This window comes from Burkholderia orbicola (assembly GCF_900100915.1).
In the GTDB taxonomy this organism is placed as follows: domain Bacteria; phylum Pseudomonadota; class Gammaproteobacteria; order Burkholderiales; family Burkholderiaceae; genus Burkholderia; species Burkholderia orbicola.
Window position 1 is genome coordinate 417,502 of the sequence record NZ_FNKW01000001.1, and the last position, 11,903, is coordinate 429,404.

General features: G+C 65.5%; 10 protein-coding genes. 1 reads left to right on the plus strand and 9 read right to left on the minus strand.

Going from position 1 to position 11,903, the window contains the following annotated elements; genetic code table 11:
* Nucleotides 1–281 precede the first annotated feature (281 nt).
* Entirely contained in the window at nt 282–2,345 is a 2,064-nt protein-coding gene (gene ppk1, locus BLS50_RS01870; protein ID WP_069232450.1) for a polyphosphate kinase 1, read from the plus strand.
* Nucleotides 2,346–2,439: 94 nt separating this feature from the next.
* Here ppk1 and phoR read toward each other — a convergent pair whose 3' ends face one another.
* The 9 genes from phoR to folP all read right to left on the minus strand — a co-directional run bounded on the left by phoR (nt 2,440) and on the right by folP (nt 11,871).
* The gene (gene phoR, locus BLS50_RS01875; protein ID WP_006476332.1) at nt 2,440–3,759 is read right to left on the minus strand and encodes a phosphate regulon sensor histidine kinase PhoR; all 1,320 of its coding nucleotides are present in this window, start codon (nt 3,757–3,759) and stop codon (nt 2,440–2,442) included.
* 57 nt (nt 3,760–3,816) lie between these two features.
* A complete protein-coding gene (gene phoB / locus BLS50_RS01880) occupies nt 3,817–4,518 on the minus strand; it encodes a phosphate regulon transcriptional regulator PhoB (RefSeq protein ID WP_006750313.1) in 702 nt (233 codons plus the stop codon).
* A 29-nt stretch (nt 4,519–4,547) separates the two neighbouring features.
* Nucleotides 4,548–5,252 (minus strand): phosphate signaling complex protein PhoU, encoded by a 705-nt coding sequence (phoU, locus tag BLS50_RS01885; protein ID WP_006476334.1) that lies wholly within the window; start codon nt 5,250–5,252, stop codon nt 4,548–4,550.
* An 18-nt stretch (nt 5,253–5,270) separates the two neighbouring features.
* Nucleotides 5,271–6,119, minus strand: a complete 849-nt coding sequence (pstB, locus tag BLS50_RS01890; RefSeq protein WP_006490515.1) for a phosphate ABC transporter ATP-binding protein PstB — start codon at nt 6,117–6,119, stop codon at nt 5,271–5,273.
* A 15-nt stretch (nt 6,120–6,134) separates the two neighbouring features.
* Nucleotides 6,135–7,028 (minus strand): phosphate ABC transporter permease PstA, encoded by an 894-nt coding sequence (gene pstA / locus BLS50_RS01895; RefSeq protein ID WP_011545091.1) that lies wholly within the window; start codon nt 7,026–7,028, stop codon nt 6,135–6,137.
* A complete protein-coding gene (pstC, locus tag BLS50_RS01900; RefSeq protein ID WP_027809587.1) occupies nt 7,025–8,011 on the minus strand; it encodes a phosphate ABC transporter permease PstC in 987 nt (328 codons plus the stop codon). Before pstC ends, pstA begins: the two co-directional genes overlap by 4 nt.
* 94 nt (nt 8,012–8,105) lie before the next feature.
* Entirely contained in the window at nt 8,106–9,140 is a 1,035-nt protein-coding gene (pstS, locus tag BLS50_RS01905; RefSeq protein WP_006490565.1) for a phosphate ABC transporter substrate-binding protein PstS, read from the minus strand.
* Nucleotides 9,141–9,583: 443 nt separating this feature from the next.
* Nucleotides 9,584–10,939, minus strand: coding sequence for a phosphoglucosamine mutase (glmM, locus tag BLS50_RS01915; RefSeq protein ID WP_074800342.1), 1,356 nt, complete (start codon nt 10,937–10,939; stop codon nt 9,584–9,586).
* A gap of 38 nt (nt 10,940–10,977) precedes the next feature.
* Nucleotides 10,978–11,871: a dihydropteroate synthase gene (folP, locus tag BLS50_RS01920; RefSeq protein ID WP_436407791.1), complete on the minus strand. Its 894-nt coding sequence runs from the start codon at nt 11,869–11,871 to the stop codon at nt 10,978–10,980.
* Nucleotides 11,872–11,903: the final 32 nt, after the last annotated feature.

Below are 11,903 nucleotides of genomic sequence, written 5' to 3' on the forward strand. Positions count from 1 at the left end.
AGAAGGGGGCTCCGTGCGCGTTCTTCCGCGACAGCCGTTCCTCCGGCAACCGCGGGCGATCAATCAAAGGCGACATTTTAAGCGTGGAACGCTTGCCGTTGCCACGCTTCACGGGCATGCACACTGCTCGATTCCATATAGCCGAAACATTTATGCGACGAAAGGGTTACGGCGTAGAATTTCCCGATATAAAACCATTATTGTCATCAGCACGTCATCGTACCGTGAGAGTTTCCGAGCGTCCTTTCGAATCATCGCCTGAATTACCTCCTACTCTGCCGATGTCCGTCCGTTACCCGCTTCTCAACCGTGAACTCGGCATCCTCGGTTTCAACGAGCGCGTGCTGGCCCAGGCGGCCGATCCGCAAGTCCCGTTGCTCGAGCGCCTGCGCTTCATCTGTATCACCAGCAGCAACCTCGACGAATTCTTCGAAGTCCGGATGGCCGGCCTGCAGGAACAGCTCCGCGACAACCCCGGCGCGCTGACGCCCGACGGCATGTCGTTGCAGCACGCTTACGATCTCGTCGTCGAACGCGCGCAGCGGCTCGTGCATCGACAGTACACGATGCTGCACGAAACCGTGCTGCCGGCGCTCGAACAGGAAGGCATCTACTTCCACGCGAGCGACTCGTGGAACGACGAGCAGCTCGAATGGGCGCGACGCTACTTCCTCGACGAACTGCTGCCCGTGCTGACGCCGATCGGCCTCGATCCGGCCCACCCGTTCCCGCGCGTGCTGAACAAGAGCCTGAACTTCGTCGTCGAGCTCGAAGGCCGCGACGCGTTCGGCCGCCAGGCCGTGATGGGCATCGTGCAGGCGCCGCGCGCGCTGCCGCGCGTCGTGCGCATGCCGCATGCGCTGTCGGGTTTCGAGCACGGCTTCGTGCTGCTGAGCTCGTTCATGCAGCGCTTCGTCGGCGAACTCTTCCCGCAACTCGTCGTGAAGAGCTGCAACCAGTTCCGCATCACGCGCAACAGCGAGCTGTTCGTCGACGAAGACGAAATCACGAACCTGCGTGTCGCGCTGCAGGGCGAACTGCCCGCGCGCCACCTCGGCAACGCGGTGCGCCTCGAAGTGTCGGCCGACACGCCGCTGCACATCGTGCGGCGCCTGCTCGAGGAAAGCGAACTCGGCGACAAGGACTGCTATCGCGTGGCCGGGTCTGTGAACCTCGTGCGCCTGATGCAGATTCCCGATCTCGTCGACCGCCCGGACCTGAAGTTCACGCCGTTCACCGCATCGACCCCCGCGGTAATCGCCAACGCGCCGACGATGTTCGACGCGATCGACGCCGGCGACATCCTGCTGCACCACCCGTACGAGAGCTTCCAGCCGGTGCTCGAACTGCTGCAGCAGGCCGCGAGAGACCCGAGCGTCGTCGCGATCAAGCAGACGATCTATCGCACCGGCACCGACTCGCCGCTGATGGACGCGCTGATGGAAGCCGCGCGCAACGGCAAGGAAGTGACCGTCGTCGTCGAGCTGCTCGCGCGCTTCGACGAGGAAACCAACATCAACTGGGCGTCGCAGCTCGAAGCCGTCGGCGCGCATGTCGTGTACGGCGTGGTCGGCCACAAGTGCCACGCGAAGATGATGCTGATCGTGCGACGCGTCGTGCAGGCTGGCAAGGCGTCGCTGCGCCGCTACGTGCACCTCGGCACCGGCAACTACCATCCGCGCACCGCGCGCCTCTACACCGACTTCGGGCTGATGACGGCCGACCAGAAGATCTGCGAGGACGTGCATCACGTGTTCCAGCAACTGACCGGGATCGGCGGCGAACTGACGCTGCACGAGCTGTGGCAGTCACCGTTCACGCTGCATCCGCGCATCATCGAGTCGATCCGCGCGGAGATCGACAATGCGCAGGCCGGCAAGCGCGCGCGCATCGTCGCGAAAATGAACGCGCTGCTGGAACCGTCGGTGATCGCCGCGCTGTACGAAGCGTCGCAGGCCGGCGTCAAGGTCGATCTGATCGTGCGCGGCGTCTGCGCGCTGAAGCCCGGTGTGCCGGGGCTGTCGGAAAACATCACGGTGCGCTCGATCGTCGGCCGCTTCCTCGAACACCACCGCATCTACTATTTCCATGCGGGCGGCGCCGAGGACGTCTATCTGTCGAGCGCCGACTGGATGGACCGCAACCTGTTCCGCCGCGTCGAAGTCGCGTTCCCGATCCGCGAGCGCAAGCTGAAGCGGCGCGTGATCGCCGAAGGGCTGTCGGTGTGCCTCGGCGACAACCAGTCGGCATGGCAGATGCACAGCGACGGCCATTATCGCCGGCGCCGTACCGGCAAGACGATCCGCAACGCCCAGCTCGGGTTGCTCGCGAAGTTCTGTTCGTGAACCGTCGGCGCGATGCAGATCGCGCCGACGCATCGCCATGAAAAAAAGCAGCCCGCGGGCTGCTTTTTTTGAACGCCGACGAGCCGCTACGCGATCATGCTTCGTAAGCAGCCGGCCGGATCGCGATGACGCGCGAGCCCGGGAACCGCGCGGTGAACGTACTGCCGCGCCCTTCCTCGCTCTGCACGTACAGATGCGCATCGTGCCGCTGCAGCACGTGCTTGACGATCGCGAGCCCGAGGCCCGTGCCGCCCGTGTCGCGCGAACGGCTGCGGTCGACGCGGTAGAAGCGCTCGGTGAGCCGCGGCAGGTCGGCGGCCGGAATCCCGAAGCCGCTGTCCGTGACGGAAAACACGCCTTGCGCGCCCTCGCGCCGCCACGACACGACGATCTTGCCGCCGTCGGGCGTATAGCGGATCGCGTTCGTGACGAGATTCGCGAACGCGCTGAACAGCTCCGTCTGCGCGCCCGTGACACCGAGCGTCTCGTCGATCGAGAACGCGATGTCGTGATGCCCGTTCGACAGCGTCTGCGCATCCTCCTTCAGATGATCGAACACCGCCCGCATGTCGATCGCGTGATCGACCGGCGGCTTGCTCTCGCCCTCCAGCTTCGCGAGCACCAGCAGGTCGGTCACGATGTGCCGCATCCGTGACGCCTGCTGCTCCATCATGTCGAGATAGCGCGCGCGGTCCTCCTCGTTCAGCGGCAGCTCGCGCATCGTCTCCAGGAAACCCGACAGCACCGTGAGCGGCGTCTTCAGCTCGTGCGACACGTTCGCGACGAAGTCACGCCGCATCGCGTCGGTACGTTCGAGCTCGGTGATGTCCTGCGTGAGCAGCAGCTTGCGGTTCTCGCCGTACGGAAACACCTGCACGGCCAGCACGTTCTGCCGCGAGTCGCCCATGCCGCGCATCAACAGCGTCTCGTCGTAATGCTGCGCATTGAGATAGCGGACGAAATCGGGATGGCGCACCAGGTTCGTGATGTGCTGGCGCAGGTCGCGCTTCGCATCGAGGCCGAAATGGACTTCGGCGATCGCGTTGCACCACTCGATCTGGTCATGGTCGTCGAGCATCGCGACACCGTTCGGCGAGGCCTGGATCGCCTGGATGAAACGCGAGTGCTGCTGTTCGACCTGCCGCACCTGCGCATGCCACTGCTTCGCGAGCTTGTGCAGCCGATAGTAGATCTCGCCCCAGATGCCCGGCGCGCTCGGCACCTCGCCGTAGACGGGCGCATCGAGCAGGCGCCACAGACGCTGCGTATGGAAGGTGCTGAAAAAGCCCTGCGCGACCAGCATCACGACCACGAACACGAGGCCCGCGGTCGGGCCGGCGAAGACGCCGACCAATACGCCGATCAGCACGAGCAGCACGAGCGACACCAGAAAGCGCGCCCAGATGATGTTCATGATTCAGCGTCCGAAAGAATGAACGGCACGCCGCGGCACGCGGCATGCCCGAATACGTTACGCGTGCTTGGCGAGGCGGTAGCCGCTGCCGCGCACGGTTTCGATCATCGCATCGCAGCCGGCCGGTTTCAAGGCCGCGCGCAATCGTTTGATGTGCACGTCGACGGTACGCTCCTCGACGAACACGTGGTCGCCCCACACCTGGTCGAGCAACTGCGTGCGGCTGTGCACGCGCTCCGGATGCGTCATGAAGAAATGCAGCAGGCGGAACTCGGTCGGGCCGAGATCGAGCTTGATCTCGCTGCCGTCGCCGTGCGCGGCGACGCGATGCGTGGCCGGGTCGAGGCGCAGCCCGTTGATCGACACGACGTCCTCGGTCAGCTGCGGCGCGCGGCGGCGCAGCACGGCCTTGATGCGCGCCATCAGCTCCTTCGGCGAGAACGGCTTCGTCACGTAGTCGTCCGCACCGATTTCGAGGCCGAGCACCTTGTCCTGCTCGTCGCCGCGGGCGGTGAGCATGATGATCGGGATGTGCTTGGTCCGTTCGTTGTTGCGCAGGTCGCGCGCGAACGCGATGCCGGACTTGCCCGGCAGCATCCAGTCGAGCAGCACGAGATCGGGCAGCACGTCGCTGATCAGGTTCTGCGCCTGTTCGGCGTTGTAAGCGCGGATCGGGCAGTGACCGGCGTGCTGGAGATTCACCGAGATCAGTTCGGAAATCGCGGGCTCATCTTCAACGACGAGAATGTTGCTGGGCATCGGCACCTCTGTTCTTCCTATGGAGTCGATTAACTGTTGGCTTCGCGATCGAGCGTGTCGCGCGGCTGGTGCCGCACGTCGGTGCCCTTCACGATGTAGATGATGAATTCGGCGATGTTCTTTGCGTGGTCACCGATCCGTTCGATCGCCTTCGCGATGAACAGGTAGTCGAGGCCGACCGAGATCGTGCGCGGATCTTCCTGCATGTACGACACGAGCTTGCGCACGAACGCGCGGAATTCCATGTCGATTTCCTTGTCGTCCTTGACGATCTGCGCGGCGGCCACCGTATCGAGGCGCGCGAACGCGTCGAGCGCGCGGCGCAGGATCGTCACGGCCATCTCGCCCGACACCTTGATCTCGGCGATGTTGACCGCGCGCGCGGCCGGCTCGTCGACCAGGCGGCGCACGCGCTTGGCGATCTTCTCGGCCTCGTCGCCGGCGCGCTCGAGGTTCGTAATCGTTTTCGAAATCGACATCAAAAGACGCAGGTCACGCGCGGCAGGCTGTCTCCGCGCGATGATGTTGCCGCATTCCTGGTCGATGTCCACTTCCATCGCGTTCAGCGTTTCCTCGGCCGCGATCACCTTCTCGGCCGTATCGCGATCGAATTCGTTCAGCGCGCGCATCGCGCCGACGATCTGCGACTCCACGAGTCCGCCCATTTCCAGCACTTTCGACGACACGGCATTCAGGTCCGCGTCGAACTGGCTCGACAGATGTTTATCCGACATGGTTGTTGTTCTCCGTCATCAGCCGAAGCGGCCGGTGATGTAGTCTTCCGTTTCCTTGCGCACCGGCTTGATGAAGATCTTTTCGGTCTCGCCGAACTCGATCAGCTCGCCCAGGTACATGTAGGCCGTGTAATCCGAGCAGCGTGCGGCCTGCTGCATGTTGTGCGTGACGATCACGACCGTGTAGTCGCTCTTCAGCTCCGCGATCAGCTCTTCGATGCGGCCCGTCGAGATCGGGTCGAGCGCCGAGCACGGCTCGTCGAGCAGCAGCACTTCCGGACGGATCGCGATGCCGCGCGCGATGCACAGACGCTGCTGCTGGCCGCCCGACAGCCCGTAGCCGCTCTGGCCCAGCTTGTCCTTCACTTCGTTCCACAGCGCGGCCTTGGTAAGCGCCCACTCGACGCGGTCGTCCATTTCCGAACGCGTGAGCTTTTCGAACATCTTCACGCCGAACGCGATGTTGTCGTAGATCGACATCGGGAACGGGGTCGGCTTCTGGAACACCATGCCGATCCGCGCGCGCAGCAGCGAGATGTCGCGCTTCGTCGTCAGCAGGTTCTCGCCGTCCATCAGGATTTCGCCTTCGGCGCGCTGCTCCGGATAGAGCGCGAACATCTTGTTGAACGTGCGCAGCAGCGTCGACTTGCCGCAGCCCGACGGGCCGATGAACGCCGTCACCTTCCCTTCGGGAATGCGCAGGTTGATGTTCTTCAGCGCGTGGAACTTGTTGTAGAAGAAGTTGAGGTTGTTGACCTCGATCTTCGCGTTCAGCGGCGCGAGCGGACGGCCGTGCGCCGCGTCTTGCGTGCCGGCGGGCGCAGCGGTGCGCTCGACGGGATTCAGGTGGCTTTCTGCCATATTCATCGGATTGCTCCGCCGTTACTTTTTCGAGAAGATCGAGCGCGCCAGGACGTTCAGTCCGAGCACCCCGAGCGTAATCAGGAACACGCCCGCCCACGCGAGCGACTGCCATTCCGCGAACGGGCTCATCGCGAACTTGTAGATCGTGACCGGCAGGTTCGCCATCGGCTGGCTCATGTCCCACGAGAAGAACTGGTTCGACAGCGCGGTGAACAGCAGCGGCGCCGTTTCGCCGGCGATCCGCGCGACCGCGAGCAGTACGCCCGTCACGATCCCGCCGACCGACGCGCGCAGCGTGATCTTCAGCACCATGCGCCACTTCGGCGTGCCGAGCGCGACGGCCGCCTCGCGCAGCGCATTCGGCACGAGCTTCAGCATGTTCTCGGTCGTGCGGATCACGATCGGGATCTGCAGCAGCGCGAGTGCGATCACGCCGGCCCAGCCCGAAAAGCGCCCCGACTTCGCGACGACGATCGCGTACACGAACAGGCCGATGACGATCGACGGCGCGGACAGCAGGATGTCGTTGATGAAGCGGATCGTGCTGGCCAGCAGGTTCTTCTGGCCGTATTCGGCGAGATAGACGCCCGCGAGGATGCCGATCGGCGTGCCGACCAGCGTGCCGAAGCCGCACAGCAGCAGGCTGCCGACGATCGCGTTCGCGAGACCGCCGCCTTCCGTGTTCGGCGCCGGCGTCGATTCGGTGAACAGTTGCAGCGACAGGCCGCCGACGCCGAGATGCACGGTCGTGTAGAGAATCCACACGAGCCACAGCAGACCGAACGCCATCGCGCCGAGCGACGCGGTGAGCGCGATCGCGTTGACGGCCTTGCGCTTGCGCTGCAGGCGGTTGCGCATCGCGTCGAGCGCGGCGCCGTCCGGCCCCGGGAAATTCATGATGGGCTCGCTCATTTCTTGCCCTCTCCCTTCTCGAGACGAAGCAGCAGCAGTTTGGAGATGGACAGCACGATGAACGTGATCACGAACAGAATCAGGCCGAGTTCCATCAGCGCGGACGTATGCAGGCCCGGCTGCGCTTCCGCGAATTCGTTCGCGAGCGCCGACGTGATGCTGTTGCCCGGCGCGAACAGCGACACGCTGTCGAGCAGGTTGGTGTTGCCGATCACGAAGGTCACGGCCATCGTTTCGCCGAGCGCGCGGCCGAGGCCGAGCATCACGCCGCCGATCACGCCGGTCTTCGTGTAGGGCAGCACGACCTTCCACATCACTTCCCACGTCGTGCAGCCGATCCCGTATGCCGATTCCTTCAGCAGCACCGGCGTGACCTCGAACACGTCGCGCATCACCGATGCGATGTACGGGATGATCATGATCGCGAGGATCACGCCGGCCGCGAGGATGCCGATACCGATCGGCGCGCCGGACGTCAGCGGGCCGAGCACCCACACGTCCTTGAGCAGCCGGCCGAGCGGCTTCTGGAAGTATTCGGCGAAGATCGGCGCGAACACGAGCAGGCCCCACATGCCGTACACGATCGACGGAATCGCGGCGAGCAGCTCGATCGCGATGCCGAGCGGACGGCGCAGCCACACGGGCGCCAATTCGGTGAGGAACAGTGCGATGCCGAAACTGACCGGCACCGCGATGACGAGTGCGATCAGCGACGTCACGATCGTGCCGTAGATCGGCACGAGTGCGCCGTAGATGTCCGAGTTGGGGTCCCACTCGGATTGCCACAGGAAGCCGAGGCCGAACTTCTGGATGGTCGGCATCGACGCAATGATCAGGGAAACGATGATCCCGCCCAGCAGCAGCAGGGTCACGATCGCGGCGAGCCGCGCAAGGCCGCCGAACAGGACATCCCCGAGACGGCTCGGCGCGCGCTGCTGCGCACTGTCGGGCGATCGGGAGGACGTGTATGAAATATCAGACATGGGTGCCTGCTTTTGATCGCCGGGCGCCGTAACGCCCGGCTTTACCGCACACACTGCCCGACCGGCACGGCCGGGCAGCGAACCGCTGGATGGCTTACTCGGCGGCGACCGGCTTGCCCGAAGCGTCCGTCACCTTCGTCTTCCACTGCTTGCGGATTTCCGTCTCGACCGTCGCCGGCAGCGAGATGTAGTCGAGGCTGTCGGCAGCCTTCTCGCCGTTCTTGAACGCCCAGCTGAAGAACTTCAGCGTTTCCGCGCCCTGCTCCGGCTTGTCCTGCTTCGCGTGCAGCAGCACGAACGTCGCGCCGACGACCGGCCACGCTTCCTTGCCCGGCTGGTTCGTCAGGATCTGGTAGAACGACTTCGACCAGTTCGCGCCTGCTGCTGCGGCCTTGAACGTTTCCGTCTTCGGCTCGACCACCGTGCCCGTCGAATTCTTCAGCGCAGTGTAGGTCATGTTGTTCTTCTTCGCGTACGCCCACTCGACGTAGCCGATCGCGCCCGGCAGGCGCTGCACGAAGGCCGCGACGCCGTCGTTGCCCTTGCCGCCCGTGCCCGTCGGCCAGTTGACCGTCGTGCCTTCGCCGATCTTCGACTTCCACTCGTCGTTGACCTTCGACAGGTAGTTCGTCCAGATGAAGCTCGTGCCCGAGCCGTCAGCGCGGCGGACCACGGCGATGTCCGTATCCGGCAGCTTGACCTTCGGGTTCAGCGCGGCGATCGCCGGATCGTTCCACTTCTTGATCTTGCCGAGGTAGATGTCGCCGAGCACCGGGCCCGACAGCGTCAGTTCGCCGGCCTTCACGCCCGGCACGTTGACGACCGGCACCACGCCGCCGACCACCGTCGGGAACTGGAACAGGCCTTCCTTCGCGAGTTCTTCATCCTTCAGCGGAGCGTCCGAACCGGCAAAATCGACCGTCTTCGCGACGATCTGCTTCAGGCCGCCCGACGAGCCGATGCCCTGGTAGTTGACCTTCGAACCGCCGGACTGCTGGTAGTCGGCAGCCCATTTCGTATAGATCGGCATCGCGAACGTGCTACCTGCGCCCGTGATGTCGGCAGCGTGGGCGGCGACGGCGAAAAGCGCGCCAGCCAGGCCGGCAATCGCGGTTTGCATCAATTTCATGAGACCTCCAGTGTGTGAGCGGATGACTACGGCACCGCGAAGGTTAGGGGCTGCTCATGACGGTAATGTGACAATCGATGAAACTGGCGTGACAGTAACATGACTGGTTGAAAGGGAATATCGGGCGGCGCGTCGGGACGCCGGAGCGGCGGTGGCGGCAAGAATTGCCTGGCGCGGAGGGATGGGGACGACGCCTGTCTTCGAGGGCGTGCTGACGCATCGTAGCGCAGCGTCAGCCGGGCGGGAAGCCGGTTTCGCGGTCGCTGAAATCGTGGGGTCGGATACCTGATGAGATCGGAATAATGCGTTTGCCGAAGTGCGTTACTTATAGGTATGGCAAACCTTTGCGTCTGACAAAAACGACGGCGCCCGAAGGCGCCGCATGCGAATTCGCCGGAAGCCGGCGCGCGAGCGGCCGGACCGCCGCGCGCGCTTGCCGCTGGTCAGGCCGTTGCCGCCCGCACCGCGTCGGCGATCGTCTCCGCATGGAGCACCGCATCGGCCGCCTGCTGCGCTTCGACCATCACGCGCAGCACGGGCTCCGTGCCCGATGCGCGGATCAGCACGCGGCCGCTGCCGGCGAGCGCGGCTTCGGCGGCATCGATCGCGGCGCGAATCGACGCGCTGCCCTTCCAGTCGGCGCCCGGCTTCATCCGCACGTTGATCAGCTTCTGCGGGAACAGCGTGACGCCGTCGAGCACCTGCGCAAGCGTGCGGCCGCTGCGCTTGAGCGCCGCCAGCACGAGCAGCGCCGACACGATGCCGTCGCCGGTCGAATGCCGGTCGAGCGACAGGATGTGGCCCGACCCTTCCGCGCCGAGCTGCCAGCCGTGCTCGCGCAACTGCTCGAGCACGTAGCGGTCGCCGACCGCCGCACGGACGAACTTCACGCCCTCGCGCTGCAGCGCGACTTCGACCGCGAGGTTCGTCATCAGCGTGCCGACCGCGCCGTCGACCTTGCCGTCGGTCGCGATCCGGTCCTTCACGAGCACGTAGAGCAGTTCGTCGCCGTTGTACAGGCGGCCGGTCGCGTCGACGACCTGCAGGCGGTCGGCGTCGCCGTCGAGCGCGATGCCGAGATCGGCATGGTTCGCCCGCACCGCGCGCACCAGCGCGTCCGGCGCGGTCGCGCCGACGCCGTCGTTGATGTTGAAGCCGTTCGGCGCGACACCGATCGGGATGACGTCCGCGCCGAGTTCGTGGAACACGTGCGGTGCAATCTGGTACGCGGCGCCGTGCGCGCAATCGATCACGAGCTTCAGGCCGCGCAGGTCGAACGCGGCCGGGAACGTGCTCTTGCAGAACTCGATGTAGCGGCCGGCCGCGTCGTCGAGGCGACGCGCCTTGCCGAGCCCGTCGGACGGCGCGCATTCGAGCGGCTTGTCGAGCCACGCTTCGATCGCGGCTTCGGTGTCGTCGGGCAGCTTGTTGCCGTCAGCCGAGAAAAACTTGATCCCGTTGTCGTGATAAGGGTTGTGCGACGCGCTGATCACCACACCGGCCGACAGACGCAGCGCACGCGTCAGGTACGCGACGCCGGGCGTCGGCATCGGGCCAGCCAGCATCACGTCGACGCCGGCCGCCGAGAATCCGGCCTCGAGCGCGGCTTCGAGCATGTAGCCCGACACGCGCGTGTCCTTGCCGATCAGCACCGTCGGACGCGAGCCTGCCGCGACGTCGGCCGAGCCGGCCAGTACCTTGCCGGCCGCGTAGCCGAGGCGCAATACGAAATCCGGCGTGATGGGCGCTTCGCCCACCGTGCCGCGAATGCCGTCCGTGCCGAAATATCGACGTCCCATGAGTCCTTCCTCCTTCGTCTTTCGTCTTTCTGACTTGCTTATCGTTGCCGTGCGGCTGCGCGCACGGTATTCCATACTTTCAGCGCATCGACCGTCGCCGCGACGTCGTGCACGCGCACGATCGCGGCGCCCCGCTCGACCGCGCACACCGCGGCCGCCACGCTCGCCGCGACGCGTTCCATCGGCGGCTTGCCGCCGATCACCGCACCGAGCATCGACTTGCGCGACATGCCCGCGAGAATCGGATAAGCGCGCCCGTCGGGGCGCGCGGGCGCCGTGTCCGGCAACGCGGCCAGCAGCGCATAGTTGTCGTCGACGACCGCCTTGCCGAACCCGAAGCCGGGGTCGACGCAGATGCGCTCCGCCGCCACCCCAGCGTCGCGCAGCGCCTCGGCGCGCGCAGCGAGAAAATCGCGCACGTCGGTCACGACGTCGCCGTAGTCGGGCTCGCCGACCTGCATCGTCTGCGGCTCGCCGAGCATGTGCATCGCGCACAGGCCGCTGTTGCCGTCGCGCACCGCATCGATCGCGCCCGGCTGGCGGAACCCCCAGATGTCGTTGATCAGATCCGCGCCGGCGGCCAGCGCCGCGCGCATCACGGCCGGCTTGTAGGTATCGATCGACAGCGGCACGTTGAGCGGCCGCAGCGCCTCGACGAGCGGAATCACGCGCGCGAGCTCCTCGTCGAGCGGCACCGGCGGCGCACCGGGGCGTGTCGATTCGCCGCCGATGTCGAGCAGGTCCGCGCCGTCGGCGATCATCCGCTCGGCCTGGCGCAGCGCATCGTCGCGCGCGAGGAAGCGGCCGCCGTCGGAGAACGAATCGGGCGTGGCGTTGAGGATGCCCATCACGAGCGGGCGTTCGAACGTCAGTTCGAAGCGGCCGCACTGGAGCGGAGCGGGAATGAATGGGGACACAGCGGAATCGGACACGAGCAACGGGCGTGGATGAATGCAAAACGGGC

What these genes read in the sequence shown, in the direction of transcription:
- phoR (WP_006476332.1), bottom strand. Translation starts at nt 3,759, where the DNA reads ATGAACATCATCTGGGCGCGCTTTCTGGTGTCGCTCGTGCTGCTCGTG.
- pstS (WP_006490565.1), bottom strand. Translation starts at nt 9,140, where the DNA reads ATGAAATTGATGCAAACCGCGATTGCCGGCCTGGCTGGCGCGCTTTTC.
- phoB (WP_006750313.1), bottom strand. Translation starts at nt 4,518, where the DNA reads ATGCCCAGCAACATTCTCGTCGTTGAAGATGAGCCCGCGATTTCCGAA.
- pstC (WP_027809587.1), bottom strand. Translation starts at nt 8,011, where the DNA reads ATGTCTGATATTTCATACACGTCCTCCCGATCGCCCGACAGTGCGCAG.
- pstB (WP_006490515.1), bottom strand. Translation starts at nt 6,119, where the DNA reads ATGAATATGGCAGAAAGCCACCTGAATCCCGTCGAGCGCACCGCTGCG.
- glmM (WP_074800342.1), bottom strand. Translation starts at nt 10,939, where the DNA reads ATGGGACGTCGATATTTCGGCACGGACGGCATTCGCGGCACGGTGGGC.
- ppk1 (WP_069232450.1), top strand. Translation starts at nt 282, where the DNA reads ATGTCCGTCCGTTACCCGCTTCTCAACCGTGAACTCGGCATCCTCGGT.
- pstA (WP_011545091.1), bottom strand. Translation starts at nt 7,028, where the DNA reads ATGAGCGAGCCCATCATGAATTTCCCGGGGCCGGACGGCGCCGCGCTC.
- phoU (WP_006476334.1), bottom strand. Translation starts at nt 5,252, where the DNA reads ATGTCGGATAAACATCTGTCGAGCCAGTTCGACGCGGACCTGAATGCC.